At 35.5% G+C, this 26,131-nt stretch carries 28 protein-coding genes; 19 read left to right on the top strand and 9 right to left on the bottom strand.

Annotated features, from left to right (window positions below; translation table 11 throughout):
* Positions 1-95 precede the first annotated feature (95 nt).
* The gene (locus PXC01_RS10440; protein ID WP_276472243.1) at positions 96-659 is read right to left on the bottom strand and encodes an adenylosuccinate lyase; all 564 of its coding nucleotides are present in this window, start codon (positions 657-659) and stop codon (positions 96-98) included.
* 34 nt (positions 660-693) lie between these two features.
* On the opposite strand from PXC01_RS10440, the gene PXC01_RS10445 reads away from it, so the two are divergent.
* Complete coding sequence (locus PXC01_RS10445) at positions 694-1,167, top strand: heme-binding domain-containing protein (RefSeq protein ID WP_276472244.1); 474 nt, start codon at positions 694-696, stop codon at positions 1,165-1,167.
* Here the strand turns inward: PXC01_RS10445 and PXC01_RS10450 are convergent.
* Positions 1,136-1,822 (bottom strand): SIR2 family NAD-dependent protein deacylase, encoded by a 687-nt coding sequence (locus tag PXC01_RS10450; protein ID WP_276472245.1) that lies wholly within the window; start codon positions 1,820-1,822, stop codon positions 1,136-1,138. The two genes, PXC01_RS10445 and PXC01_RS10450, sit on opposite strands and share 32 nt — an antisense overlap.
* Before the next feature lie 49 nt (positions 1,823-1,871).
* On the opposite strand from PXC01_RS10450, the gene PXC01_RS10455 reads away from it, so the two are divergent.
* Genes PXC01_RS10455 through PXC01_RS10465 form a run of 3 tightly spaced genes read left to right on the top strand, consistent with a single transcriptional unit; the run spans position 1,872 to position 3,465 of the window.
* Positions 1,872-2,528 (top strand): TrmH family RNA methyltransferase, encoded by a 657-nt coding sequence (locus PXC01_RS10455; RefSeq protein ID WP_276472246.1) that lies wholly within the window; start codon positions 1,872-1,874, stop codon positions 2,526-2,528.
* Between the two features lie 41 nt (positions 2,529-2,569).
* Entirely contained in the window at positions 2,570-3,103 is a 534-nt protein-coding gene (locus PXC01_RS10460; RefSeq protein ID WP_276472247.1) for an SRPBCC family protein, read from the top strand.
* Positions 3,100-3,465 (top strand): VOC family protein, encoded by a 366-nt coding sequence (locus tag PXC01_RS10465; RefSeq protein WP_276472248.1) that lies wholly within the window; start codon positions 3,100-3,102, stop codon positions 3,463-3,465. The genes PXC01_RS10460 and PXC01_RS10465 overlap by 4 nt, the downstream gene beginning before the upstream one ends.
* A gap of 10 nt (positions 3,466-3,475) precedes the next feature.
* On the opposite strand, the gene PXC01_RS10470 is transcribed toward PXC01_RS10465, so the two are convergent.
* From PXC01_RS10470 to PXC01_RS10490, 5 genes are all read right to left on the bottom strand, one after another.
* The gene (locus tag PXC01_RS10470; RefSeq protein WP_276472249.1) at positions 3,476-5,167 is read right to left on the bottom strand and encodes an alpha-amylase family glycosyl hydrolase; all 1,692 of its coding nucleotides are present in this window, start codon (positions 5,165-5,167) and stop codon (positions 3,476-3,478) included.
* Between the two features lie 51 nt (positions 5,168-5,218).
* Positions 5,219-5,989, bottom strand: a complete 771-nt coding sequence (locus PXC01_RS10475) for a carboxypeptidase-like regulatory domain-containing protein (RefSeq protein ID WP_276472250.1) — start codon at positions 5,987-5,989, stop codon at positions 5,219-5,221.
* Positions 5,990-6,063: 74 nt separating this feature from the next.
* Positions 6,064-7,881, bottom strand: coding sequence for a DEAD/DEAH box helicase (locus PXC01_RS10480; RefSeq protein WP_276472251.1), 1,818 nt, complete (start codon positions 7,879-7,881; stop codon positions 6,064-6,066).
* 160 nt (positions 7,882-8,041) lie between these two features.
* Positions 8,042-8,686 (bottom strand): DUF4337 domain-containing protein, encoded by a 645-nt coding sequence (locus PXC01_RS10485; protein WP_276472252.1) that lies wholly within the window; start codon positions 8,684-8,686, stop codon positions 8,042-8,044.
* Positions 8,673-9,260, bottom strand: a complete 588-nt coding sequence (locus PXC01_RS10490) for a non-canonical purine NTP diphosphatase (RefSeq protein WP_276472253.1) — start codon at positions 9,258-9,260, stop codon at positions 8,673-8,675. Before PXC01_RS10490 ends, PXC01_RS10485 begins: the two co-directional genes overlap by 14 nt.
* 59 nt (positions 9,261-9,319) lie before the next feature.
* Here PXC01_RS10490 and PXC01_RS10495 point away from each other — a divergent pair, with 59 nt between their 5' ends.
* From PXC01_RS10495 to PXC01_RS10520, 6 genes are all read left to right on the top strand, one after another.
* Positions 9,320-9,772, top strand: a complete 453-nt coding sequence (locus PXC01_RS10495) for a methyltransferase family protein (protein WP_276472254.1) — start codon at positions 9,320-9,322, stop codon at positions 9,770-9,772.
* A gap of 93 nt (positions 9,773-9,865) precedes the next feature.
* Positions 9,866-10,471, top strand: coding sequence for a SatD family protein (locus PXC01_RS10500; RefSeq protein ID WP_276472255.1), 606 nt, complete (start codon positions 9,866-9,868; stop codon positions 10,469-10,471).
* 2 nt (positions 10,472-10,473) lie between these two features.
* A complete protein-coding gene (locus tag PXC01_RS10505) occupies positions 10,474-11,172 on the top strand; it encodes a DUF3307 domain-containing protein (RefSeq protein ID WP_276472256.1) in 699 nt (232 codons plus the stop codon).
* Between the two features lie 43 nt (positions 11,173-11,215).
* A complete protein-coding gene (locus PXC01_RS10510) occupies positions 11,216-11,968 on the top strand; it encodes an alpha/beta fold hydrolase (RefSeq protein ID WP_276472257.1) in 753 nt (250 codons plus the stop codon).
* A 140-nt stretch (positions 11,969-12,108) separates the two neighbouring features.
* A complete protein-coding gene (gene serA / locus PXC01_RS10515) occupies positions 12,109-14,001 on the top strand; it encodes a phosphoglycerate dehydrogenase (RefSeq protein ID WP_276472258.1) in 1,893 nt (630 codons plus the stop codon).
* 155 nt (positions 14,002-14,156) lie between these two features.
* Positions 14,157-14,975: a type IV pili methyl-accepting chemotaxis transducer N-terminal domain-containing protein gene (locus PXC01_RS10520; RefSeq protein ID WP_276472259.1), complete on the top strand. Its 819-nt coding sequence runs from the start codon at positions 14,157-14,159 to the stop codon at positions 14,973-14,975.
* A gap of 22 nt (positions 14,976-14,997) precedes the next feature.
* Here the strand turns inward: PXC01_RS10520 and rlmH are convergent, their stop codons facing one another.
* Positions 14,998-15,471 (bottom strand): 23S rRNA (pseudouridine(1915)-N(3))-methyltransferase RlmH, encoded by a 474-nt coding sequence (gene rlmH / locus PXC01_RS10525; RefSeq protein ID WP_276472260.1) that lies wholly within the window; start codon positions 15,469-15,471, stop codon positions 14,998-15,000.
* A 65-nt stretch (positions 15,472-15,536) separates the two neighbouring features.
* Between rlmH and nadC the strand changes: the two genes are divergently transcribed.
* The 4 genes from nadC to priA are packed head-to-tail and all read left to right on the top strand — an operon-like array spanning position 15,537 to position 20,258.
* A complete protein-coding gene (nadC, locus tag PXC01_RS10530) occupies positions 15,537-16,394 on the top strand; it encodes a carboxylating nicotinate-nucleotide diphosphorylase (protein ID WP_276472261.1) in 858 nt (285 codons plus the stop codon).
* Positions 16,394-17,362, top strand: a complete 969-nt coding sequence (locus PXC01_RS10535; RefSeq protein WP_276472262.1) for a YihY/virulence factor BrkB family protein — start codon at positions 16,394-16,396, stop codon at positions 17,360-17,362. The genes nadC and PXC01_RS10535 overlap by 1 nt, the downstream gene beginning before the upstream one ends.
* Positions 17,359-17,799, top strand: a complete 441-nt coding sequence (locus tag PXC01_RS10540; protein WP_276472263.1) for a DUF2147 domain-containing protein — start codon at positions 17,359-17,361, stop codon at positions 17,797-17,799. Before PXC01_RS10535 ends, PXC01_RS10540 begins: the two co-directional genes overlap by 4 nt.
* A gap of 2 nt (positions 17,800-17,801) precedes the next feature.
* Positions 17,802-20,258: a replication restart helicase PriA gene (gene priA / locus PXC01_RS10545; protein WP_276472264.1), complete on the top strand. Its 2,457-nt coding sequence runs from the start codon at positions 17,802-17,804 to the stop codon at positions 20,256-20,258.
* Positions 20,259-20,310: 52 nt separating this feature from the next.
* On the opposite strand, the gene PXC01_RS10550 is transcribed toward priA, so the two are convergent.
* The gene (locus PXC01_RS10550) at positions 20,311-21,003 is read right to left on the bottom strand and encodes a LytR/AlgR family response regulator transcription factor (protein ID WP_027067302.1); all 693 of its coding nucleotides are present in this window, start codon (positions 21,001-21,003) and stop codon (positions 20,311-20,313) included.
* Positions 21,004-21,233: 230 nt separating this feature from the next.
* On the opposite strand from PXC01_RS10550, the gene rpsF reads away from it, so the two are divergent.
* The 5 genes from rpsF to PXC01_RS10575 all read left to right on the top strand — a co-directional run bounded on the left by rpsF (position 21,234) and on the right by PXC01_RS10575 (position 26,084).
* Positions 21,234-21,575: a 30S ribosomal protein S6 gene (gene rpsF / locus PXC01_RS10555; protein WP_036154980.1), complete on the top strand. Its 342-nt coding sequence runs from the start codon at positions 21,234-21,236 to the stop codon at positions 21,573-21,575.
* Between the two features lie 5 nt (positions 21,576-21,580).
* On the top strand, positions 21,581-21,877 hold the full coding sequence (rpsR, locus tag PXC01_RS10560; RefSeq protein ID WP_027067300.1) for a 30S ribosomal protein S18: 297 nt from the start codon (positions 21,581-21,583) through the stop codon (positions 21,875-21,877).
* A 13-nt stretch (positions 21,878-21,890) separates the two neighbouring features.
* Entirely contained in the window at positions 21,891-22,343 is a 453-nt protein-coding gene (gene rplI / locus PXC01_RS10565) for a 50S ribosomal protein L9 (protein WP_276472265.1), read from the top strand.
* 101 nt (positions 22,344-22,444) lie between these two features.
* Positions 22,445-25,546, top strand: coding sequence for a TonB-dependent receptor (locus tag PXC01_RS10570; protein ID WP_276472266.1), 3,102 nt, complete (start codon positions 22,445-22,447; stop codon positions 25,544-25,546).
* 61 nt (positions 25,547-25,607) lie between these two features.
* A complete protein-coding gene (locus PXC01_RS10575) occupies positions 25,608-26,084 on the top strand; it encodes a DUF6495 family protein (RefSeq protein ID WP_276472267.1) in 477 nt (158 codons plus the stop codon).
* Positions 26,085-26,131 lie beyond the last annotated feature (47 nt).

Consider the following 26,131-nt stretch of genomic DNA (forward strand, 5'->3'; position numbering starts at 1 on the left):
CTAATCGTATTAAAGTTTAAAACCTATTCAGCCTTAAGTTATGGTCAAATAGAGGCATTTAATGAACAATTGATGTAAGTATTGAACAAGTTCGGTTATTTCTCTAATACCTTCAAGGTCATTATTGCACGTGCCTTGTAGGCGGCGCTACCGTTTTCATAACTTTGTTTTAAAATTTGCTCCAGTTCTGGGTGAATCCACTTTATGCTTCTTCCGATCAAAAGCAGGGTAGTCATTGAATATGCTTTGGGTGCTACCTTATGATTGCCTATAAGCCAATCGAAAGCAGATTCCGTGATGATATTCAGCTGATTGTCAGATAAGGTCTTTGGCGATGTTTTCCCTTTTTTAGGAAATTCGTTTATGGCTAAAAGTTGACAAATTTTTGATACGGGGCGTATAGAGGATTCTAACGTAATATATTTTAAAATTTCTAAAAAAGAATTCATGTTCAAATAAATCAGCTGTAAATCTTTTTTGGCAATATATTCTAACAACCAGGCGGCTTTGCATGATATGGGCTCTATATCTTCTTTTATTATTTCAATGAGAATTGAGACTGACTTTGCGTTTTCTTCAATTTTAGATGCCATTTTAGCACGGTTTTCTCTTGAGGCACCAACATATTTCAGTGCTTCCTTAAGTGCTTCCTTTGTCATAAAATTGTATCTTTATTTCTCATTTCCCCCAAATATGAAATTAATAAAAAAAATTGGCCTAGTAGTTGTCGTTGTATTTATAGCCATGCAATTTTTCAGTCCTACAAAAAATACTGCCGCTGGCAATCATACATCGGCCTTTATAACCCAAACCAACCCTACACCGGAGCTTAAAAATCTTTTTGAAACTTCTTGTTACGATTGCCATAGTAATAATACAAAATACCCGTGGTACAATAATATAGCGCCTATTTCATATTTGCTGGCAGACCATGTTAAAGAAGGAAAAGAACACCTAAACTTTTCTGAGTGGCAAAATTATTCTTTGGATAAGAAAGATCAAATGTTAGCGGAAATAGAAGAAGAAGTGGTTGATGGTAAAATGCCATTGTCTCAGTATACACTGTTTCATAAAGATACAGAGCTTACCCCCAACGAAGTAGTCAATTTGGTAGAATGGGTTAGACAAACTAGAATTATTTACCAATTAGGGAAGCAACCAAATTAGGAGTTCCTTCTACTGCAGTTTTAGCTATAATGGTTAAATTGTTTTTATGGGATTTTGAGATGGCGGGTTTGGGATCTATAATATATATTGGAGTAGCACTATCAACAAAATCAATTAAACTTGCAGCAGGGTATACTTGCATAGATGTTCCAATAATAATTAAAAAATCTGCTTTTTCAGTAATTGAAATTGCATCTTCTAATAGCGGTACGGCTTCGCCAAACCATACAATGTGTGGTCTTAGTTGATGCCCGCTTTTACAGGTGTCGCCCAATAAAATATCATTCTTTTGATCTAAGATTTCTGTAGTAGAATTTATACTTCTAGCTTTTAATAATTCTCCATGTAAATGAAGTACTTGAGAGCTGCCTGCACGTTCATGTAAATCATCTACATTTTGGGTGATGATATGAACATTAAAATTTGCTTCTAAATCAACTAAAGCCTTGTGTGCCGCATTGGGTTCAACGGTAAGTAATTGTCTTCTTCTTTGATTGTAAAATTCTAATACCAATTCCGGATTTTTTTGAAATCCTTCTGGCGTAGCAACTTCCATGACATCATGGCCTTCCCATAAACCGTTGGAATCTCTAAAAGTTTTTAATCCGCTTTCGGCAGAAATACCGGCTCCGGTCAATACCACAATATTTTTCATACTAAAGTTCTAAATATGTATAAAAATATACTTTTCTTATCTTGCTCCCATGGTTGATATGGAGCTTTTAGCATATTTAGAAGAATTTATTTCAGAAAATAGGAAACAACGATTTATAGATATTTTGACTCAACGCACAGATTATTTGACCGTTGCGATTGAAGATGTTTATCAAATGCACAATACAAGTGCGGTAGTTAGAAGTTGTGAATCTTTTGGTGTACAAACGGCACATTTGATAGAAGCCAAAAATGGTCAGCATTTAGATGATGAAATTGCTATGGGAGCCCAGAAATGGGTAGATATCAATAGATATCAAAACTCGGAACAAGCAATTGCTTCTTTACGAGAAAAAGGATATAAAATTGTAGCTACCAGTCCGCATGCAGATAGTTCTTTATTGCAAGATTTTAAACTAGATGGAAAAACAGCTTTATTTTTTGGGACCGAGAAAAGTGGGTTAAGTGATTATGTACTAGAAAATGCAGACGCCTATTTGAAAATACCCATGGTAGGTTTTACCGAAAGTCTTAATATATCTGTTTCCGCGGCTATTATTCTGCAACATTTAACCTCGCAATTAAAAGCTTCGGATGTAGCGTGGATGTTAACAGAAGAAGAAATGTTGGAAAGAAGGTTAGATTGGACAAAGAAGTCCATTAAGAGTATTGATGACATTTTGGAAAGATATAAGTCTGATAATTAATTTTTTTGTTAACTTGTTCATCAACAACTAATTAACTGAGCATGTATACCGTATTAATAATTCTTGGAGTAATTGTGGCGTTGATCATTTTTCTAGCGCTAATAGCTCCTAAAAGTTATCACGTTTCTAGAAATATAGAATTAGAGCATCCGCCGCAACAGGTTTGGCCTCATTTAAAGTTTTTAAAAAAACAGCAAGAATGGTCACCATGGGCAAGAAAAGACCCTGATATGGAGCTTACTTTTACCGGAATTGATGGTGAAGTAGGGGCTACCAGCCATTGGAACGGTAATAAGGAAGTAGGTGAAGGGGAACAAGAAATTACAAGAATTGTAGAAGGTGAACGAATTGAACAAGATTTACGATTTTTGAAGCCCTATAAGTCGCAATCTGATTGTTACATGAATCTAGAATCCTTAGCTGAGGGTAGAAGTAAGGTAACTTGGGGATTTTCTGGAAACAACAAGTTTCCTATGAGTATTATGATGTTGTTCATGTCCATGGATAAAATGGTTGGAAAGGATTTTGAAGCCGGGCTGGAGAATCTTAAAACTAATTTAAATAAAGAAATATGATAGCATGGTTTGAAATTCCTGTAGCAGATATGGAGCGAGCCCAAAAATTCTATGAGTCTATTTTAGATGTTTCCATTACTGTGAATAATTTTGGGGAATTTGTAATGGGACTTTTTCCGGATAAACAAACCGTTGGTCAGGCAAATGGGGCTTTGGTGCAACATGCACAGTATGTGCCCAGTCTTACTGATGGGGTGCTGGTGTATTTGGCATGCGAAGATGCTTCAACAGTGTTGAACAAAGTTGAAAAAGCAGGAGGACAAGTATTGCAGACCAAAACCGATATTGGTGAAGGGCATGGTTTTATGGGGCTTCTAAAAGATACGGAAGGTAATAAGATAGCCGTTCATTCAAATTCTTAATGTTAGACCATTAACTTTTAAGTTCTAAAAGGGCAACCTCCAAATCATTTTCTAAAATAATGCTAGCGTTTTTGACCAAAACTTCAGTATTGGAATAGCGGTCATATAGCTTGGTGCCATCTCCAAAAATTCCTTTTACTGAAATTACTTTTTTGCCTTTTGGTAAATCTAATCCAATTACAACTTTATCTACATATTCATTTTTGGTAAAATATCTGCTAAACACATAAGGGGCTTTTGAAATTCTTTTATGAATTCCTGCTCCTATTGCCGGGTGATCATTTCTAAAAGTACCTAGCTTCTGCCAATGGGCTAATGTTTCCTTAGTTTTGGGCACGCTGTCCAGTTCTTCCCAATTCATGAAAGAACGTAAGGTGGCATCACCTTCTGTACCTTCAATGATTAAGTTTCGGGCAGTTTCATCGCCATAATAGATTTGTGAAGCTCCTGGTGTTAGTAACAACACGTTGGCAGCTCTTTTCGGGTCGGTTCTTTCTTGGTCAAATGGTTGGCCGTCGTCATGAGAGGTTAGGTAGTTTAAGACACTTTTGTTCTTGAATTTTGTATGCAATAGTTTGCTATATTTCGTAAAAATTGTTTCATAATCTTTTTGTGCATCTGTTTTTAACTCAAAGTTGATAAGACTTTTAAATCCATTATCAAAATAGTTTACCTTTTTGTCGCCAAGGTCAAATTCTTGTCCGCCAGAAATACCATAGTTATATACTTCGCCCACCATATAAAAAGGGTTGTCGTCCAAAACTTTGTCTTTGTTTTTCTTTTTCCAAAGCTCAAAAGCCAATGCAGCTTCTTTGTATAATTCTGCCCAAGAGTTTTCATTGGCATGCTTAACGGTGTCTACCCTAAATCCATCCACACCATATTTATTAACGTAATCCGTTAGCCATTTAATAATGTAAAAGCGAGGAGCTCTTGGGTATCCAGTTCGGTCAAAAAATAGTTCAAGTTCTTCAAGCTCTTCACTTAACCTACCTTCAGTTTTCCATTTTGCAAGTAGGGCATCAGGTAAATTTACGGCGGCATCAGATTCCGTTCGTATATCAGGAAGGTTTGCTACCAAGGTGCAAGCTGTAGTGTTTTCATAGGTAGTAAACTCACAAGTAGGAGAGGTACGTACCCATTCTTCTGGCCAAACGGGGTCTTCTTCCGTAACAGGACCGGTATGATTTAGAACAACATCCAACAAAATTCTAATACCGTTTTCATGGGCAGTTTTTATTAACGTATCCATGTCTTTGTCCGTACCAAAGTTAGGGTCAAGGGTAGTCCAGTCTTTTGCCCAGTAACCATGGTAACCATAAGTGTTGCCAGTGCCTTCATCCGTAGCGCCGTGTATTTGTTCTACCACAGGTGTAAACCAAATAGCATTTACGCCAAGGTCCGTAAAATAGCCTTCGTTGATTTTATCGGTAATACCTTGAATATCTCCACCTAAGAAACCTCTAAGTTTTCCGGTTTCTTCATCTCTTTCAAAATTTATATCATTGTCCGTATTGCCGTTATTAAAACGATCCGTAAGAAGAAAATAAACAGTTGCGGCTTCCCATTGAAAATTGGGGTTCTTTTTGGAGATTTCTACTGCATCGTTACTTGTGGCAATAGTTTCTGATTTTTCTTTGCTTTTTGGTTGGCAAGAAATCAATGCTATAAAAAATAGCCCTAGTACTAATACATTTTTCATTTCCCTGTTATTTGCAATAAAACTATAACAAGGATTCCATTTTAAAAAATATTATTTCTTTCTATTAAGAACTTTGTACTCCTCATAACAGCTACTTATGGCGTCAAGTATCTGAAGGTCATTGGCTGTAGTTATAAAAGATTTGGAATAATTGCAGTTATTTAAAATATCCTGAATGTCCACTTTTTCCAATTGAAGGAACTCCGTAAGTGTTTCCCTGTCAAATTTAGAGGCGAGGAGATTGCGAATATCGTCATCTTCCCTCATTTGTCTAAGCTTGCGCATTTGTGCAGGTTTTTTGCCAAAGAGGTTTCGCAGTAAGTCTGCAGGATTTAGAATAGCGCCCAACACTTTTGTTACGGCACTTGGATTTTTGTTGCCGCCTTCATAGCTCACGCCTAAGCCAGAGATACTATATTGGTAGGCATTGTTTATTGGTAGGTTCTTTACATCGATCTCAAGATATCCTGTAAGCTGATAGGGTCTAACAATAACCTCTTCAAGAGCATATGCAAGCTCGGTAAGTGCTATTTCTGTATTTTCAAACTTGAACATATCGTTGGTAACCCTAACTTTTTGAGATTTAAAGCCTAGAAAAGAAAAGTATAACGTGTCGTTTACAGCTGCGGTTATTGAAAATTCTCCTTTTTCATTGGTAATTGTTCCAAAAACTTGATTAAGATTTACAACGTGAACACTCTCTAAAGGCTCGTTGGATTGCGCATTTATAACAACGGCTTTAAGTTTTTGACCTTCTTCGGTTTCCTGTGAGAAACCTAAAAAAGATAACAATATAAGTGCAAGCGATAATAAATATTTCATTCTATTGACAGCATAATTAGGTTGCAAACAAAACAAAAAAAATACGCCGAAGCGTATTTTTAATATACAATTAACTAAAAGAAATCTCCCTTTCTTTTATTACTACGTCTTTTTCCGGAATTAGGAGAGCTAGATTCACTACGTTCGCGTCTTCTTCCTTTTGACTCGCCGCCATCTCTTCTGCCTCTTCCACCACGGTCATCATCTCTTCTGCCTCCGTTTCTTTTTCCTCTAAAACCGCTACCGCCGCTTCTGCGTCGGTTACCGCCGCCACCGCCAGGGTTTTTGGAAACTTCAACGTTTACGAATCTTCCGTCAACCTTAAAGTCGGTAAATTTATCTAAAATTTGTTGGGTTACTTCAGCTTCGGTATTAAAGAAAGAAAAACTCTCTTTTACATCAACTTTAAAAACATCTTCTTGGCCCAGACCAACAGTATCCCTGATGAAGTCTTTTAAAGACATCCAGTCATAACCATCTCTTTCACCAACATTAACGAAATAACGTACGGCACCACTTGTTGGTATTTCGGCTCTATCCCTTCCTTCACCACGATCTCTGCCGTTATCGGAAGAATTCAAATCTTTAGACTTGTTGTAATAGTTAAAGAATCTAGTAAATTCTACAGAAACTATTTTCTTGATCAATTCTTCGCGATCAATACCTTCTAAAACATCGTTGATGGCAGGTAAATAGGCATCAACATCTTCATTGATCTCGGTATCCTTAATTTTATTAGCTAAGTGATATAGTTGAATCTCACAGATTTCCATTCCCGTAGGAATTTTTTTAAGTAGAAATTTCTGATTGATCTTATTTTCAATAGCTCTAATTTTACGTTGCTCGCTACGGGTAACAATAACCATAGAAATACCGGATTTACCAGCTCTACCGGTTCTACCGCTACGGTGTGTGTAAGTTTCGATCTCATCTGGTAATTGGTAATTGATAACGTGTGTAATATCATCAACATCAATACCACGTGCAGCAACATCAGTAGCTACAAGCATTTGAATTTGCTTTTTACGGAAAGAGTTCATTACCAAATCTCTTTGGTTTTGACTTAAATCTCCGTGTAATGCACCTGCATTATAACCGTCTTCAATTAATTTTTCGGCAACTTTTTGAGTATCACGTTTTGTTCTACAGAAAATAACCGAAAATATATCTGGGTTGGTATCTGCCAATCTTTTTAGTGCAGGGTAACGATCTCTACCACCAACAACATAATATTCATGTTGTACGGTAGATGCCCCGGAATTTTTTGCTCCCACTGTAATTTCTTGTGGCGAGTGCATGAATTTCTTGGCAATAGTTGCAACTTCTCTAGGCATAGTTGCAGAGAACAACCATGTAGATTTATCATTAGGCGTACCAGAAAGAATTTCTTTAATATCTTCCATAAAGCCCATGTTCAGCATTTCATCTGCCTCATCAAGAACACAATAGTCAATTTTAGAAATATCAACAAGTCGTCTGCTGATCATATCTTTCATTCTACCTGGGGTAGCTACAATAATTTGAGCACCTCTTTTAATTTGTCTTGCTTGTTCTGTAATACTTGCACCACCATAAATGGCAACTACATTGATATTACGTTCGTATTTTGAATACGCTTGCATTTCTTTCGTGATCTGTAAGCAAAGCTCACGAGTAGGAGATAGTATTAAACCTTGTGTGGTTCTACTGTTACTATCAATTTTTTGAATTAATGGAAAACCGAATGCTGCGGTTTTTCCCGTACCTGTCTGCGCTAGGGCAACTAGATCCGTTTCACTTTCCAATAAAATTGGGATTGCTTTTTCTTGTACTTCTGATGGGGTTTCAAAACCCATATCAGTAATAGCATCTAATAAGGACTTTTCTAGTCCCAGTGCTTCAAACTTTGTCATAAATATGTTATACTAAATCGCAAATATGAATGTTGCATAGAGCGATTATCGTTTGTAACCTATTTAGACTCAGCGCAACACATGCTATACCAGCGGCGTTAATTAAGCGGCAAAGGTACTGCTAATAATTGAATCAGTATAATTTAATTGAAAAGTAATATTATGGTGCCAGCGTATAACCGTATATAGATAGGAAAGTACCCGTTATACCAAAGACGATCATGAGTACAATTAAACTTTTTTGTAGTGCAGGACTGTCATAAATGATGATACATACAGCGCCCAGAACAATACAAATTTGAAAAAATAGTAGGGCGTAGTCAAATTTTTTGGTGGCATAATCATAGGTTTGGGTCAACTTTTCCCATTGTTTTACTCCGGTGATCTTTCCCATTTTACCTTCTATGTCCTGTACCCAGTTTTCTTTACCTACGGTAGTAGAGCCCAATAATATTTCTGTTTTCTCAGACTCGTATTTGGTTATTTTTTTTTCAACTTCTGCCATTTTAAGTTCAATCGCTTCAATTTTATCATCGGTGACGATACCACTTTCAATTAAAGCCTTTAAATAGTCAAGTTCACTCTCTTTTAGACTTTCTTTGATACTCTTGGATTGATACCAACTAGAATAGCTGACAACGTTATTGTGTGCGATCATCATTTCTTCTTCTAGCTCTCCGTTTACCATTTGTGATATGGCCATTAGCGCTGCAAATAGTGCTATAAGTACTCCGCCTATAGCTTCTGCACGTTCAGATGCAACCGATACTTCTACGGTTTCGTTATTTTTCTTACCCTGTAACATGAATACTGTTTAAATATGTAATCAATTTTTTAAATGCTTGCGCCCTATGGCTTATTTCATTTTTTATGGATAGCGGTAATTCTGCAAATGTTTCGTTATATCCGTTTGGTTGAAAAATGGGGTCATAGCCAAAACCGTTTTCACCTCTCTTGCTTTCTATAATTGTACCCTCAATTTTGCCCTCAAATATATGTGTTTTGCCATTTAAGTTTAAAGCGATGACTGTTTTGAAATGAGCGGACCTATCTTTTTTTCCATTAAGATTGGTCAATAGTTTGTTCATATTGGCATTAGAATCGTTATTGGGACCGGCATATCGTGCAGAATAAACACCAGGTTCTCCATTGAGCGCGTTTACTATAAGTCCCGTATCATCTGCAAAACAAGATAGGTCATAGTGTTTGGTCACAAAATTTGCTTTTAGTTTTGCATTGCCCTCAAGGGTAGTCGCGGTTTCGGGTATGTCCTCGGTACAACCTATGGTTTCTAAATTTATGAGTTCTATTTGGGAGGGTACCAAAGGTTGAACTTCTTTTAATTTATTTGGGTTGTGTGTAGCAAAAACTAACTTCATGTTAACGATTTGGAATCTGGTTTGTCAATTTACAGCATCAAAAGTAGTAATTTTATAAAATGGAGTTAAAAGTACCACCTGCTTTAGTGTTTTTATGTTTTGCATTATTGATGTATTTGTTGGCTGAGTTTTTACCAATTGGTTATTTCGATTTTTTCGGTAGACTGTTGCTAACCAAAATTTTAGTGGGTGTTGGCGTAATAATTGCACTTTTTGCGTTGTTTCAATTTAGAAAATCAAAGACGACTATAGACCCAACAAAACCGGAGAAAGCTTCTGAATTGGTTGTTGACGGAATATTTAAATATTCTAGAAACCCTATGTATTTGGCCATGCTTCTTATTCTATTGGCGTTAGGTGTATTTTTAGGAAATGCCTTTAATACGCTGGTCGCTGCAGGTTTTGTGAGCTATATGAACAAATTCCAAATTGTTCCTGAAGAGAGAATTCTCTTGAATAAATTTGGGCGTTCCTACAAAGATTATTGTATATTAACCAGACGCTGGTTTTAAAGCATTGCATATACAATTATTGATTGCGCTTATAATTATAAATATTAACTAATTAGCTTATAATTTAATATATTAGCATTTTAACTAATAATCATGATAGCTATAATTACCGGAGATATTATTAATTCTGAAAACCACCCTAGTCAACAATGGATGGATCTTTTGAAGAATTATTTCAACCAATTTGGTGCATCGCCAATGAATTGGGAGATTTATCGGGGTGATGAGTTTCAACTGAAGGTTACTGAAAAAAGTGCGCTCTTCACAGCTATTCGCATAAAGGCAATGCTGAAGACCATAAAAGGTTTGGATGTAAGAATGGGTATAGGTATTGGTCTGGAAACATACATTGGTACCGGTGTAACAGAATCTAACGGACCGGCATACCAGCGTTCTGGCAGAAATTTTGAGACACTTAGGGAAAGCAAGGTAAACCTGAGTATTGCAACAGGTGAAACGGCACATGATCGTACATTGAATTTAATGTTACGTCTAGCTTTGGATTTTATGGATGATTGGAGCGTTGTTTCTGCAGAAATAGTAACCTTGTCACTAGACTACCCGCATTATTCGCAAAAGGAGATTGCACAACGGTTAGGTATTAAACAATCTGCTGTAAGTCAGCGTTTAAAAAGAGCAAGATTAGACTTGGTTTTAGATGTATTGTCATATTATAAAGAATTAATTGCCGGTAAATAAATATGTTGATTTTTATAAAACTAGTATTGGCTCATTTAATAGGGGACTTCGTTTTACAGCCAACCAGGTGGGTACTTCATAAGCAAGCGAACAAGGTAAAATCTAAATTTTTATACATTCATGTGTTATTGCATTTTGCACTGTATATGCTCATTTTATGGCATTTGTCTTTATGGAAAATAGCATTGATCGTTACTATAGCCCATTTTATAATAGACCTGTTGAAATTATACTCTAATGGTTTTTTTAAAATGAAAAGTATACCCTTTTTTATTGATCAGGTATTGCATATCCTAGTTATATATTGTTGTGCTTTTTATACGGATCTTTACGCCCATACCTTATTATTATTCAAAAATCTAGATTGGTATTTGCTAACGGCAATCGTATTTGTAACCTATCCGGCGGCAATTATAATGGGTATGATTTTAGAAGGGATGTCCAATCAGATCGAAACGGATCATAAATCGTTACCTAATGCAGGTAAGTATATTGGTATAATAGAAAGATTATTTGTTTTGATTTTTATAGTACTCGGTAGATGGGAGGTTATTGGTTTACTGATCGCTGCAAAATCTGTTTTTAGATTCAATGATCTAAAAGAGCGCAATAATAGAAAATTAACAGAATACATTTTAATAGGTACTTTGGTAAGTTTTGGCTTGGCGATCTTAGCAGGTCTTTTATATATTTCTAAATAAAGGAACAATGTCTTCAAGGTATTTTTGGTGTTGTATTTTATTTATGATCTTCACGCAAAGAATCAGTTCTCAATCCAACAATTTTAAATCGTTCGATGATGTACAAATTGCTTATACAGATGAGGGTAGTGGCGAGGTTGTTTTGCTGTTGCACGGGTTTATAAATTCTAGAAAATCTTGGGATAAAACAGAATTAAAACAAGATTTACTTAAAGCCGGTTACCGGGTAATTATTCCTGACTTACGTGGTAATGGCGATTCACAAAAGCCGCAGCATGAAGAAGCGTATCAAAACAATGCAGAAGTAAGAGATTTGAAGCTTTTAATGAACCATTTAAAAATTAATAATTATAAAGCTGTTGGCTATTCTAGGGGAAGTATTGTATTGGCAAAATTACTAACAGAGGACAATGGAATACAAAAGGCTGTTTTAGGTGGAATGGGAATAGATTTTACGAACCCTAATTGGGAAAAAAGAATGATGTTTTCAAAAGCCTTTAATGGAGATATTAATAATGAGACCCAGGGTGCGGTGGATTACGCAAAGTCTATAAACGCTGATTTACGTTCGTTGCATTTGCAGCAAAAATTTCAACCGGTTGCTACAATTGATGAATTAAGTAAAATAGAGATTGATGTTTTGGTGCTTTGTGGAGACGAAGATTTTGAGAACGGTGACGCACAAGAATTAAGCAAGGTCTTTAAAAATGGAAGTTTTAAGATGGTAACGGGTAATCATAACGGTACATATAAGACAAAAGACTTCTCATTATCGGTTCTTCAATTTTTAGACTAAAAGTTTGTCATTTTGTCAAATTACATCATAACATAACCTTTTTGTTTTATTTACAAGATATCATTTATCAGGATAAATTAAATTTTTACTTTTGTTGCTTAATTTAATAGCAAAAATTCTTATCCAACCAAAAGAGAATAATGGTAGAAGTTAGTAGAAAATACGTTTTTGATTTTGACAGTACGTTGACTAGGGTAGAGGCATTGGATGTTCTTGCCGAAATGACTTTAGAAGGAAGATCCAACAAAGACGAGGTTATTAAAGAAATTCAGAAAATTACCAATTTGGGTATAGACGGAGATATTTCGTTTACCGAGTCTTTAGACCGTAGAATTAAGTTATTGCATGCCAAAAAAGAAGATCTAGATGGTTTGGTAGAGAATCTTAGAAACAAAATATCTAAGTCTATTGCAGCCAATAAGGAATTCTTTGAAAAATATGCTGATGATATTTATGTAATCTCTTGTGGATTTAAAGAGTTTATAGATCCTATTGTAAAAGAATACAATATACCATCCGATCGAGTTTACGCCAATACGTTTAAGTTCGATGAAGAAGGAAATATCATTGGTTTTGATGAAAATAATGTACTATCCCAGCATAATGGTAAGATCGATTGCCTAAAGCAGATGAATTTGGACGGAGAAGTTCAGGTTATTGGAGATGGTTATAGTGATTATGTAATGCGCGAAGCAGGTATTGCAGATAAGTTTTTTGCATATACGGAAAACGTGCATAGAGAAAAAGCCGCAAACAATGCGGATTATGTTACACCAAGTTTAGATGAATTTTTATTTGTGAATAAGTTGCCAAGAAATATCTCGTACCCAAAAAATAGAATTAAGGTTCTATTATTAGAAAATGTGCACACCGCTGCATTCGATAATTTATCAGAAGACGGTTTTTCCGTTGAACTGATCAAACATAGTTTATCTGAAGAAGAACTATTGGAAAAGATAAAGGGCGTTCACGTTCTTGGTATCCGTTCTAAAACTCAGGTAACGCAAACGGTTTTAGATGCTGCCGATAAATTATTGGTAGTCGGTGCTTTTTGTATAGGTACAACACAAATAGATTTGGAGACCGCAAAGAAAAAAGGTGTTGTAGTTTTTAATGCTCCTTATAGCAATACTAGGTCTGTAGTAGAATTGGCCATAGGTGAAATTATTATGTTAATGCGTAGTGTATTTGATCGTAGTAGAGAGATTCACGAAGGGCAATGGCAGAAAACGGCGGCAGGATCAAGAGAGGTTCGTGGTAAGAACTTGGGTATTGTGGGTTATGGTAATATTGGTAAGCAATTATCCGTATTGGCAGAGGCAATGGGTATGCGTGTGTATTACTATGATGTAGATGATAAATTAGCTTTGGGGAATGCGGTAAAGTGCAATTCTTTAGAAGATTTATTGAATGTATCAGATGTGGTCACCTTGCATATAGACGATAATAAGGCAAACAAGAACTTCATTGGTGCACGAGAAATAAAGCAAATGAAGAAAGGTGCCATGCTGATTAATCTTTCTAGAGGTTTCGTTGTTGATATCGATGCCTTGGCAGATGGTTTAAAAGATGGTCATATTGGTGGTGCAGCAGTAGATGTTTATCCAGATGAACCTAGAAGTAACGGGGAGTTTAAAACCAAGTTACAAGGTTTTCCTAATGTAATACTTACTCCGCATGTTGGTGGTAGTACAGAAGAGGCGCAACGGGATATAGCAGATTTTGTTCCTAACAAAATAATGGATTACATAAATTCAGGTAATACCGTTGATGCAGTTAATTTCCCAAATATTCGTTTGCCAAAGCAAAATAAATCTCACAGATTCTTGCATATACATAAGAATGTGCCAGGTATTATGGCTAAAATAAATAAGGTTTTGGCTGAGTATGAATTAAATATATCTAGTCAATATCTCTCTACGGATAGTGAAGTAGGTTATGTAATTACGGATTTGGACAAGGAATACAACAAAGATGTAATCAAAGCATTGAGGAAAGTGGAAAATACCATTAAATTTAGAGTGTTATACTAACTCATGTTTATGAACAACAATTAACATTTATAAAATTTTTTACGTCTAAAGTGCAAGTTGAAAAGCTTGCATTTTTTTGAGGTTGTTCACAACATTTTTAATTCTCAAAGGTTATGGTATTGATACAATTGTGTTTGTAGGAAATATCTCTAATTATGTGGAAAAAGATTTTATCGAAATTAAAATCCGGTAAAAGTTTCAATAACTATTATCTGTTGGTTTTTACGGTAATTGTACTAACGATATTGATACAGTCAATAATACAATACTCGTTGGCTAGGCAGCGGCAAGATGCATTAAGAATAAATGTTGCGGGTAGACAAAGAATGTTGTCCCAATCAATTGTTAAGAGCGTTTATGAATGTAGGTTGAGCGCTTGTGACTACGGAAAATTACGTTTGGCAATGACTCAAATTTCTAATGCCAACATAGCTTTGCAAAATGGCAATGATGCCACGGGCATTCCAAAATTGGACAACGATGAAATACAAAATAACTTTGATAGATTACAACCACATTTAGAGTATATACTAGAGTCGACCAATGATTTTAATAAGTTGGCACTGGTAGATTTAGAACGTTTATCTGCGGAAGCCGATACATTTCTAACGGTAATGGATACCATTGTAAATCAATTTCAGAAAGCTTCTGAGGAAGATATAAGCACGTTAATGATTATAGAGTTAGAACTGGCCGTTTTTTCTTTATTAATATTAATACTGGAGATATTCTTTTTTATTAATCCGTCAATTAAAAAAATTACGGTTCAAAATCAGAAATTAAAAGAAATAGCTTGGCACCAAACACATGCTTTTGATGGCCACATGAAAAATATTAAAAATTACAACCATGTGCTTAAGATTGAAAAAAATGTTTCGCATAAAGAGGAGCTTATCACTTTCCTGATGGAAGAACTTACTGATTTGGAAGAGGTTTCCGAGAACATGGTAAAATCACTTGAAAAGCAGGCTTAACTTGCGTTAAATGATGTTTTCTTTATTGATGATGATAGGGTTCATTCTTTAAAATAGTAAATCCTCTATAAATTTGCTCGGTTATAAATAAACGAACCATTTGATGAGAAAAGGTCATTTTGGATAAACTTATTTTTCCCGAAGCTTTTGCGTAAATTTCGTTACTGAAGCCATAAGGACCGCCAATTAAAAATACCAATTGCTTAATACCAGAATTCATCTTTTTTTGTAAAAAAGCAGAAAATTCAATAGACGTATACTGTTTTCCTTTTTCATCAAAAAGTATTAAAATGTCTGTTGAAGAAAGTCTTTTGAGAATAAGTTCGCCCTCTTTATCTTTCTGCTGATCCTCAGAAAGATTTTTTGTTTTTTTTAAATCAGGTATCAGTTCAATTTCAAAATTGATGTAATGCTGTAATCGCTTTTGATATACTTCAATCAGTTCTTGTAGTTGAGAGCTATCGGTTTTGCCAATAGCTAAAAGTTTTATAGTCATATGTCAAAAGTAAATCAATTTCACAAATGGATTTGTAAATTAGCGATACAATAGATTTAATACGTATGATTTCAGAAGAAAAATTTAAAGAAGAGATAACATTAATAATAGCAAATGCCATTCGTGAAGATGTTGGGGACGGTGATCATAGTTCATTGGCGTGCATACCTGATACCGCTACGGGTAAGGCTAAATTATTGGTCAAAGATGAAGGGATAATTGCCGGGGTAAATTTTGCCGAACTTGTTTTTTATTTTGTGGACCCTACTTTGAAAATTGAAGTGTTGATCAAGGATGGTACGCCGGTAAGTCACGGTGATATTGTTTTTTACGTAGAAGGTAGTTCTCAAAGTATATTAAAAGCAGAGCGTTTGGTTTTGAATGCTATGCAACGAATGAGTGCAATTGCTACCAAAACCCATATGTTCGTTAATCTTTTAAAAGGTACGGGCACCAAGATTTTAGATACAAGAAAAACTACTCCGGGAATACGGGCTTTAGAAAAATGGGCCGTAAAAATCGGTGGTGGTGAAAACCATAGGTTTGCACTGTATGATATGATTATGCTTAAGGATAATCATATTGATTTTGCCGGTGGAATTACAAAGGCTATCAATAAGACTAAAAAATATCTAAAAGAAACAGGTCGTGATTTAAAAATCATAGTAGAGGCTAGGAATTTAGATGAAATTAAAGAAATTTTAGAGTCAGAAGGCGTATATCGCATATTAATAGATAACTTCAATTATGATGATACACGTACAGCGGTAAAATTAATAGGGGATACCTGTTTAACAGAATCATCTGGCGGTATCAACGAAAAAACCATACGCGAATATGCTGAATGTGGTGTAGATTATATTTCTTCAGGGGCATTAACACATTCCGTGTATAATTTAGATTTGAGTTTAAAAGCGGTTTAATGTCTTTAGAGGTCGAAGAAAAGCTAGAAAAAATTCCTATTGTAAATTGGTTGGTCAAATTTTTAAAACAAATTAGACTGCCCGGTTTTGAAGGACTTTCCGTTTATGACCTTATAGAAATGTATGTGCTTGGTATTTTAAGGGGAACGTTATCTACACGGGCGAGTGCAATTGCGTTTAGCTTGTTTATGGCATTGTTTCCTTTGATTATATTTATGGTGACCTTAGTGCCCTTTTTGGTGTCCTATATTAGTATTGAGCACGGAGATTTTGATGTACAGTTTCAGCTGTTCTTAGAGTCGTTTTTACCAACGGCTACCGGTGATTATTTTGGAGAGGTATTTACCCAAATAAAAGATCAGAAGAGAGGTGGTTTGTTATCATCGGCATTTTTATTGTCTATATTCTTGATAGCAAATGGGGTCAACTCAATATTCGGAGGCTTTGAAACATCGTACCATATAGATCTTACCAGACATTTTTTTAGACAATACCTATATGCCTTAATGGTGGGTTTAATATTGGGTATATTGGTTATTGTAGGTTTTGTGGCATATATATACTTTGAATTTTATGTGCTAGGGTATTTATCTGAGTTTGCTGCAAAACGAGGTGGTTATATACTTGGTGAAGATGAAGTGGTTGGTGTACAGATTGCTAAAATACTTTTCTTTATTATTCTATCGTATTTAACAACGGCAATACTTTATTATTTTGGCACTAGGGAAGGTAAGCAAGCAAAATTTTTCTCTTTCGGTGCTTTAATGACAACGGTATTGTTTTTATTGACTTCTTATCTTTTTGGTATATATGTTGAAAAATTTGCCCGGTACAATGAATTATACGGCGCGTTAGGAGGATTATTGATTTTAATGGTCTACATATGGTTAAATTCTAATATATTGCTACTTGGGTTTGAGCTCAACGCATCTCTAAATACATTACGTAAAATCACTAAAAAAGAATGATCTATAAAACAGTACAATTAAGTATTTTCTTAACATTATTTATTTCAATGAGCATTTCTGCACAGTCTGTTTTTGGAACGTGGAAAACTATAGACGATCGTACCGGTCTGCCAAAAGGCGTCATTGAAATCTATGAGAAAGAAGGAAAAATGTATGGTAAGGTAGTAAAGATTTTAGAAGAAGGACAAGAAGATAGAGTTTGTGATAAATGTGACGGAGAGCTTAAAGACAAACCTGTTACAGGTATGGAAATTATTACTGCAGGAGAGTTGCATGAAGATGGTGAATGGAAGGGCAAGCGTTTGTTTGATCCAGAACAGGCCATGACATTTCGTTTCAAGATATGGTTAAATCCGGAAAATCCAGATGAATTGAAAGTTCGCGGTTATTTGGCGTTTATTTATAGAACCCAGACTTGGCTGCGGGTTGAAGGATAATTATGGCGAACTTTATTAATGTAATATTACCAATTCCGTTAGAGAAAAGTTTTACCTATAGTGTAACTGCTGAAGAAGCCGCATTATTGCAACCGGGTATGCGCGTAGCGGTACCTTTTGGTAAAACAAAGATTTACACCGGGGTAGTTCAAAGTGTTCATGAAAATCCTCCAGAAGTCTATGAGGCAAAAGAAATTCATCAGATTTTAGATGATTTCCCAATAGTAAATTTTACGCAGTTAAAACATTGGGAGTGGATAGCTTCCTATTACATGTGTACCTTAGGTGAAGTGGTGCGTAGTGCATTGCCAAGTGCTTTTTTATTGGAAAGTGAAACCTTGGTACTTAGAAATAAGGAATATGAGATTGATGAAAATGATCTTTTAGATGATGAGTTTTTGGTATTTGAAGCTTTACAGCATCAAACTATATTAAAAGTTCAAGAGATTTCTGCTATTATAGAACGTAAAAATGTGCTACCAATTCTTAAGCGATTATTAGAGAAAAAAGTCATTGTCCTAAAAGAGGAAGTCTATGAGCAGTACAAACCTAAATTGGTTAGGTATGTCAAATTAGGAAAAGAATATACGGCCGATGAAAAGTTGGAAGAACTTTTAAAAACATTGACCAGGGCGCCAAAACAAAGTCAAGTGGTGCTTTCTTTATTTCAGTTACAGGGTAGGAGTCAGAATCCAATTAAGGTTTCTGAGCTTGAAGCATCTAGCAATTCCTCAAAGGCCGTTATAAAATCTCTCGTTGATAAAGGAATTTTAGAGGAGTATTTTATAAAGACAGACCGCGTTAATTATGAAGGCGAAAATGATAATGCCGATACTAAAGATTTAAACGAATACCAAAAAGCGGCTTTAGTCGATATTAAGAATTCATTCAATACAGGGAAAGTTACCCTGTTGAAAGGGGTGACATCTTCTGGTAAAACAGAGGTTTATGTAAAATTGATAGAAGAATGGTTGGAAAAAGGTTTGCAAGCATTGTATTTATTGCCTGAAATTGCTTTGACTACACAACTTATTAGCAGGTTACAAGAATATTTTGGTGAGAAAATTGCCATTTACCATTCTAAGTATAATGTACAGGAACGCGTAGAGGTTTGGCAAAATATTTTACAGGCAAAACCTAAGGCCCAATTAGTTATTGGGGCTAGATCGGCAATGTACTTACCGTTTAGTAAATTGGGGTTGATAATTGTAGATGAAGAACATGAGAGTTCTTTTAAGCAATTTGATCCGGCACCTAGGTATCATGCAAGAGATGCGGCAATAGTTTTAGGGCATCTACATAAGGCAAATATTCTGCTAGGTTCGGCAACGCCAAGCGTAGAGAGTTATTACAATGCCCAAACGGGTAAATATGGTTATGCAGAAATTACTAGGCGTTATGGCAATGTCTTAATGCCGGAAATGGAATTGGTGGATATTAAAGAGGCATCTAGAAAGAGAAAGATGAAAGGTCATTTTTCTGAACGTCTCTTTATGGAGATGGAAGAAACCTTGAATGAAGGTATGCAAATCATACTTTTTCAAAATAGAAGAGGATTTGCGCCATTGATGGAATGTTTAACATGTGGTCATACCCCGCAATGCCCAAATTGTGATGTAAGTTTAACCTATCATCAATATAGAAAACAATTACGCTGTCATTATTGTGGTCATCATACCGCATTACCAGAAATTTGTTTTGCCTGTGGAAGTCCAGAATTGGATACAAAAGGTTTCGGTACGGAACAAATAGAAAAAGAGGTATCTGAGTTGTTTCCAGAAGTAAAGGTGGGAAGAATGGATTTGGATACCACACGGGGCAAACATGGCTATGAAAAAATAATTACTGCCTTTGAGCAGCAAGAACTTGATATTTTGGTTGGTACCCAAATGGTAACCAAGGGGCTGGATTTTAGAAATGTGAATTTGGTAGGTGTTATGAACGCAGATTCTTTATTGAATTTTCCAGATTATAGAGCTCATGAAAGAACGTATCAATTGTTAACGCAAGTATCGGGTAGGGCAGGACGTACTAAAAAGAGAGGGCGTGTAATTATTCAAACCTATAATCCCTATCATCAAATATTAAAGCAAGTAACAACCGGTGATTTTGAAGGCATGTACAGTGAACAATTATATGAGAGGGAGCAGTTTAAGTATCCGCCGGTCAATAGAATTATAAAGGTAACTTTTAAACATAAAAATTACAATGTTCTTAATGATGCCGCAGATTGGTTTGCGAATGCATTACGTACAAATTTTGGCGGTACGGTTCTGGGTCCGGAATATCCGCCAGTGGCTAGAATACGAAATCAATATTTAAAACATATTGTTATTAAAGTGCAAAAAACACATTCATTGGCACAAACCAAAACGAATATTAGACGAATTGAAAAATCGTTTAAAGCAGTGGCAATGTATAGAAGTGTTAGGGTCATTTATAATGTAGACCATATATAAATAAAAAGACCGCTAATTAGCGGTCTTTTTAAAAGTAAAATTATACCATATATTATACGTTGCTTAGCGCTTCGGCTAGTTCTGTTTTTTTATTTCTACTAAGTGGTATTGATCTACCGCTTACTTCAACGTTTTTGCTGTTGAATTTTTCAACCTTTTCTAGGTTAATGATATATGATTTGTGAATTCTTAAAAATTTATCTTCCGGCAATTGCTTTTCAAAAGACTTCATTGTTGATAAGATTACAATATTGGCTTCGTCGGTTACTAATTTTATATAGTCGCCAAGAGCTTCTATCCACTTAATATCATTTAAGATAACCTTTCTTTTCTTAAGGTTGCTCTTTACAAAAATATGCTCTTCGTCTTCATTTACTCTGTGCAGTTGTTCGTAATTTGCAACTGCTCTTTTAACAGATGCATCAAAACGTGCCATAGTAATCGGTTTATGTAAATAATCCGTTACATCATAGTCAAATGCTTTAAGTGCATAATCTGGTTTACCGGTAATTAAAATTACCTGAGGACTGTTTTCTAGGGACTCGAGTAGGTCGAATCCTGTGATAATTGGCATCTCAACATCAAGAAATATAAGATCTATCTCATGGTTCTTGATTCCATTTTTAGCCTCGATAGCATTACTGTATTCGGCTACCATAGTTAAATTTGGATGATTGTTTACCAACTTGGCAACGGCCATCCTTTGCATAGATGAGTCGTCAACGATGATACTTCTTAACTTCATAAGGGTTGATTTGTGGGGTTAAATCATCGACAAAGAACCGAAAAAACAAGCTGAACTGCAACAAAAGATGTGAACAATGCACTGTTGATCGTGTAATTGGTAATGATGATATGTTTAAGATTTGGATTAATTTTTAATGTTGTTACCCTTCAATAACGAAGAATATTCGTATTTCTTATATTTATTTTAAAAAAATATCTATTTTTGCACTCCTTAAAAACAAATATAATATGAACCATTACGAAACTGTTTTCATTTTGAATCCCGTTCTATCTGATGTTCAGATAGAGGAAACAGTTAAGAAATTCGAAGATTTCTTAATTAACAATGGCGCCAAAATGGTAGCTAAAGAGAACTGGGGGCTAAAGAAGTTAGCTTATCCTATTCAAAACAAAAAGAGTGGATTTTACCACTTGTTTGAATTTACTAACTCTGGTGAGGTAGTTACACCTTACGAGCAAGAGTTTAGAAGAGATGAACGTGTTATGCGTTTCTTGACCGTTAAATTGGACAAGCACGCAATTGCATGGGCAGAAAAAAGAAGAACAAGAAACAAAACCGCTAAAGCTTAAGTATTATGGCAACATTACAACAACAGGCAAAAGGAAAGAAAGATGGAGAGATCAGATATCTAACTCCATTAAACATTGAGACCAACACAAAAAAGAAGTATTGTCGTTTTAAAAAATCTGGTATTAAATACGTAGATTATAAAGATGCAGATTTTTTATTGAAGTTGGTAAACGAGCAAGGTAAATTGTTACCTAGAAGACTTACAGGAACTTCGTTGAAGTATCAAAGAAAAGTGGCACAAGCCGTAAAAAGAGCTCGTCATTTGGCGTTAATGCCATATGTTGCTGATTTATTAAAATAATAAGAAAAGAATCATGGAGCTTATATTAAAAGAAGACGTACAAAATTTAGGTTTTAAAGACGATATAGTAAATGTTAAGAACGGTTACGGAAGAAATTTCCTTATACCTCAAGGCTTGGCAACTATGGCTACTGTTTCTGCTAAAAAAGTTTTAGCTGAGAACCTAAAGCAAAGAGCACATAAAGATAAAAAAGTTGTTGACGCTGCTAAGAAAGTAGAAGAAGCGTTAAAAGCTTTGGAATTGAAGATTACTGCTAAGACTGGTGCCGCAGATAAATTATTTGGATCAGTTACTAATGGTGATTTGGCAGATGCAATTGAAAAAGAAGGTCATACTATTGACAAGAAATTCATTAGTATTCAAGGTGGTGCAGTTAAAAGAACTGGACCTTACAATGCACAAATTAGATTACACCGTGAGGTTATCGTTGATTTTGGTTTCGAAGTAGTTGCGGAGCAAAAATAATTAACGTTCAGTAGATAAATTTAAAAGAGCTATGCGTGCATAGCTCTTTTTTTATTGGTATTTTTGTTAAAGAACTCATAAATAACTCAAAACCAATAAAAATGAAAAACACCCTGTTTTTTCAATTGTTGTTGCTACTTTTTGTAAGTGCAACCTATGGTCAAGTTACCACCTCTAATATTCGAGGTTTGGTAATGGATGATCAAAATCAACCACTATTTGGCGCTAACGTTGTCGCTGTTCACACCCCAACAGGTACTAAGTACGGTTCAATTACCAATGAAGATGGTAGGTTCAACCTATTAAACCTTCGTGTTGGTGGTCCTTACACGGTTGAAATTTCTTATGTAGGCTTTAAGCCTTATTTGCTTACAAACGTAAATTTGTCCTTAGGTCAAACCTTCAACGTTGATGTTAAACTGGCAAGTGAAAGTCAAGCTTTGGACGAAGTTACCGTGGTATCTGATCGATCTGGAACTTTTAATAGTGATAGAACTGGTGCAGAAACTAGTGTAGGTAGAAGAGAGCTAACACGTTTACCTACTATTTCTAGATCGGCCCAAGATTTTACACGTCTAGAGCCTACGGCCAGCGGAAACTCTTTTGGAGGTAGAAATGATCAATTCAATAATTTTTCTTTAGACGGGGCTATATTCAATAATCCTTTTGGTCTTGATGCTGCCACACCAGGTGGTCAAACAGATTCCCAGCCTATTTCTTTAGATGCTATCGATCAAATTCAAGTATCTACAGCACCCTATGATGTAACTCAGTCAGGTTTTACCGGAGCTTCCGTAAATGCAGTGACCAAGAGTGGTAGCAATGAATTTCATGGAACTGTTTACGGTTTTTTCAGAAATGAGGATATGACCGGTGGAAAAATAAAAGGAGACGATATTGTTAAGCCTAAATTAGACCAAAGTCAATACGGCGTTAGCATTGGTGGCCCAATAGTAAAAAACAAACTTTTCTTTTTTGCCAACTTTGAAAGAGACGACCGTACAGATTTAGGTACTAACGGTTGGGTGCCAAATACCGGCTCTGGTGCAATAAATGAATCTAGGGTTTTAGAAAGTGATTTAATTGCTGTTAGAGATCAATTATTGGCAGTAGGTTATGACCCGGGAGCATATGAAGGGTTTACGCATGATGCGGAATCTACAAAAGGTCTTTTTAAATTAGATTGGAATATTAATGATAACAACCGTTTGGCAGTTATCTATAACTTTTTAAATGCTTCTAAGCAGAAGCCTGCGCACCCTTCGGCAATACAGTTTAGAGGACCTAATGCAAATACGTTACAATTTCAGAATTCTGGATATGAAATTAACAATGAGATCAGATCGGTACAAGTTGAATTAAACTCTACCTTATCGGAAACGGCATCAAATAAATTGCAGGTTGGGTATACTCATTTCAACGATTTTAGAAATCCGTTCTCTACACCTGCGCCATCTATTAATATTGCAAAAGATGGTTCAAACTATATTATAGCTGGTCATGAGCCTTTTTCGGCCAATAATAGACTTGATCAAAAGGTATTTCAGATTACCAACAATTTAAATTTTTATAAAGGTGACCATACTTATACTGTAGGTTTTTCACTAGAGAAGTTCATGTTCGATAATTCATTTAATCTAACTGCTTATGGTTTTGATTTGTTCGGAAGTGTTGATATAGCTGATTTTGACGCAACAAACTATGATTTTGCGGGCCCTCAAGCTACTTTTAATGCAAATAATGCAGTTCCCGATGGCGAAGGTTGGGCTTTGGCCGAAACCAATGTTGGTCAGTTGGCTTTTTACGTGCAGGACGAGTGGAGTGTAAGTGATAAGTTTAAATTAACATACGGTGTTCGTTTTGATAAACCTTTGTTCTTTGATTCCGCAGAAAAGGCACAAGATGTTATTGATAGAGGTTTTGTAATTGCTGATCAGCCATACCAAAATCCTAATACAGGTGAAACAGTATTCATTGATAACACACAGATGCCCTCTAATGATTGGTTGATTTCGCCAAGAGTAGGTTTTAACTATGATGTCTATGAAGATAAATCATTGCAATTACGTGGTGGTTCTGGTTTGTTTACAGGTCGTTTTCCATTTGTATGGTTAGGAAACCAAATTTCTTCTCCAGATGTATTTTTCTTGCAGGCGGTTGATCCAGATTACAAGTTTCCACAAGTTTGGAGAACTAATTTAGGGGTAGATAAGCGTTTGGAAGATGGTATGGTACTTACAGCAGATGTATCGTATACAAAAGATATCAATGGTCCTCATGTACAAAACTGGGCATTGACATCACCATCAGGAAATTTATCTGGTGTAGATACAAGATCTACTTATACTTCTGGAGATTTATTGAACAGCTTTGGTTTAGGAGCCGGACCATATGTTTTTACAAATTCAAATAAAGGTAGAATTTGGAATGCGTCTTTAAAGGCACAGAAAAATTTTAATAATGGGTTGTATGCAATGATGGCCTACAGCTACTTAGATGCAAAAGATGTAAACTCTATTGAAGCGGAGATTACATCAGATGCCTTTGCCGGAAACCCTATTGTAAACGATGTTAATGCAGATGTTCTGGCACCCTCTAAATATGGCGATAAGCATAGGTTCATTGGTGTAGCTAGTAAAAATTGGCAATACGGTAAATGGGCAACTACACTTTCTACGTTCTTTGAATATGCACAAGGTGGTAGGTTCAATTACACTTATGGAGGTGATATAAACGGAGATGGCTCCGGTATCAACGATCTTATCTATGTGCCTACAACTGCTGAAATTGGTCAGATGCAATTTTCAGGTGCAGGTCAAGGAGCTGCTTTTGATGCTTATATTGCTCAAGATGATTACTTAAGTGGTCGTAGAGGTCAGTATGCAGAGCGTTACGGAGCTTTAGCACCATGGAGAGGTCGTTGGGATGTTAAATTCTTACAAGATTATAAAATTACTGTTTCTGAAGGTAAGACCAACACTATTCAATTTAGTGTAGATGTGTTGAATATTGGTAATATGATCAGTTCTGATTGGGGATTGGTACAACAGCCAAACAATATTCAGCCAGTAGGTGTAACGGTTGATCCAGATTCAAGTGTACCAACATACACGTTCAATCCGGAATTGACCGAAACTTTTGGATACGATGCTAGTTTGTTATCTAGATGGCAAGCACAAGTAGGATTGAGATATATCTTCTAAGTTTATAAAATTAAGTTGTAAAAGCCCTAGCAAATATGTTAGGGCTTTTTATTTTTGCAAAATGAAATATACGAGGCTAACAAAAGAACAATTAGAAGAGTTGCATCCAGAATTCATTAATTTTCTGGCGACACAATCTATTACTGGCGATGAGTGGGATGAAATTAAGAGAGATAAACCAAAAGTAGCAGAAGAAGAACTAGACGTTTTTAGCGATTTGGTTTGGGAAGGAGTGTTGAGCAAGGTTTCTTATTTAGAGAATATTTCAGATAAGCAAATGCATCTTTTTCATTTAACCGATAAAGAAATGAAATTGATTTCTGTAAAAGTGATGAACCCTGAAATAGATTTGACCACAACGGTAGGTTTTGACTGGTTTAAAAGAAACTGGCAATCTGATTTTGTAGAGTATTTGACGGCTTCAAAAGCATATACCGATGACAAAAACGTTGATAAGTTCTTGTTGATAAAGCAGGGTGCGGTCATTACAAAGGGAGAATTGTATAAATGGTTCGAGAAAGTAATCGTTACCAAATAAAACTATAAAAATCCAAAAATCATACTAGCAGAATATAGCCTTGCCCT

The organism is Maribacter huludaoensis, from assembly GCF_029350945.1.
GTDB classification, from domain to species: Bacteria; Bacteroidota; Bacteroidia; order Flavobacteriales; family Flavobacteriaceae; genus Maribacter; species Maribacter huludaoensis.

Coding starts and splice junctions, on each gene's coding strand:
- PXC01_RS10440 (WP_276472243.1), bottom strand. CDS start 659: ATGACAAAGGAAGCACTTAAGGAAGCACTGAAATATGTTGGTGCCTCA.
- PXC01_RS10445 (WP_276472244.1), top strand. CDS start 694: ATGAAATTAATAAAAAAAATTGGCCTAGTAGTTGTCGTTGTATTTATA.
- PXC01_RS10450 (WP_276472245.1), bottom strand. CDS start 1,822: ATGAAAAATATTGTGGTATTGACCGGAGCCGGTATTTCTGCCGAAAGC.
- PXC01_RS10455 (WP_276472246.1), top strand. CDS start 1,872: ATGGTTGATATGGAGCTTTTAGCATATTTAGAAGAATTTATTTCAGAA.
- PXC01_RS10460 (WP_276472247.1), top strand. CDS start 2,570: ATGTATACCGTATTAATAATTCTTGGAGTAATTGTGGCGTTGATCATT.
- PXC01_RS10465 (WP_276472248.1), top strand. CDS start 3,100: ATGATAGCATGGTTTGAAATTCCTGTAGCAGATATGGAGCGAGCCCAA.
- PXC01_RS10470 (WP_276472249.1), bottom strand. CDS start 5,167: ATGAAAAATGTATTAGTACTAGGGCTATTTTTTATAGCATTGATTTCT.
- PXC01_RS10475 (WP_276472250.1), bottom strand. CDS start 5,989: ATGAAATATTTATTATCGCTTGCACTTATATTGTTATCTTTTTTAGGT.
- PXC01_RS10480 (WP_276472251.1), bottom strand. CDS start 7,881: ATGACAAAGTTTGAAGCACTGGGACTAGAAAAGTCCTTATTAGATGCT.
- PXC01_RS10485 (WP_276472252.1), bottom strand. CDS start 8,686: ATGTTACAGGGTAAGAAAAATAACGAAACCGTAGAAGTATCGGTTGCA.
- PXC01_RS10490 (WP_276472253.1), bottom strand. CDS start 9,260: ATGAAGTTAGTTTTTGCTACACACAACCCAAATAAATTAAAAGAAGTT.
- PXC01_RS10495 (WP_276472254.1), top strand. CDS start 9,320: ATGGAGTTAAAAGTACCACCTGCTTTAGTGTTTTTATGTTTTGCATTA.
- PXC01_RS10500 (WP_276472255.1), top strand. CDS start 9,866: ATGATAGCTATAATTACCGGAGATATTATTAATTCTGAAAACCACCCT.
- PXC01_RS10505 (WP_276472256.1), top strand. CDS start 10,474: ATGTTGATTTTTATAAAACTAGTATTGGCTCATTTAATAGGGGACTTC.
- PXC01_RS10510 (WP_276472257.1), top strand. CDS start 11,216: ATGATCTTCACGCAAAGAATCAGTTCTCAATCCAACAATTTTAAATCG.
- serA (WP_276472258.1), top strand. CDS start 12,109: ATGGTAGAAGTTAGTAGAAAATACGTTTTTGATTTTGACAGTACGTTG.
- PXC01_RS10520 (WP_276472259.1), top strand. CDS start 14,157: ATGTGGAAAAAGATTTTATCGAAATTAAAATCCGGTAAAAGTTTCAAT.
- rlmH (WP_276472260.1), bottom strand. CDS start 15,471: ATGACTATAAAACTTTTAGCTATTGGCAAAACCGATAGCTCTCAACTA.
- nadC (WP_276472261.1), top strand. CDS start 15,537: ATGATTTCAGAAGAAAAATTTAAAGAAGAGATAACATTAATAATAGCA.
- PXC01_RS10535 (WP_276472262.1), top strand. CDS start 16,394: ATGTCTTTAGAGGTCGAAGAAAAGCTAGAAAAAATTCCTATTGTAAAT.
- PXC01_RS10540 (WP_276472263.1), top strand. CDS start 17,359: ATGATCTATAAAACAGTACAATTAAGTATTTTCTTAACATTATTTATT.
- priA (WP_276472264.1), top strand. CDS start 17,802: ATGGCGAACTTTATTAATGTAATATTACCAATTCCGTTAGAGAAAAGT.
- PXC01_RS10550 (WP_027067302.1), bottom strand. CDS start 21,003: ATGAAGTTAAGAAGTATCATCGTTGACGACTCATCTATGCAAAGGATG.
- rpsF (WP_036154980.1), top strand. CDS start 21,234: ATGAACCATTACGAAACTGTTTTCATTTTGAATCCCGTTCTATCTGAT.
- rpsR (WP_027067300.1), top strand. CDS start 21,581: ATGGCAACATTACAACAACAGGCAAAAGGAAAGAAAGATGGAGAGATC.
- rplI (WP_276472265.1), top strand. CDS start 21,891: ATGGAGCTTATATTAAAAGAAGACGTACAAAATTTAGGTTTTAAAGAC.
- PXC01_RS10570 (WP_276472266.1), top strand. CDS start 22,445: ATGAAAAACACCCTGTTTTTTCAATTGTTGTTGCTACTTTTTGTAAGT.
- PXC01_RS10575 (WP_276472267.1), top strand. CDS start 25,608: ATGAAATATACGAGGCTAACAAAAGAACAATTAGAAGAGTTGCATCCA.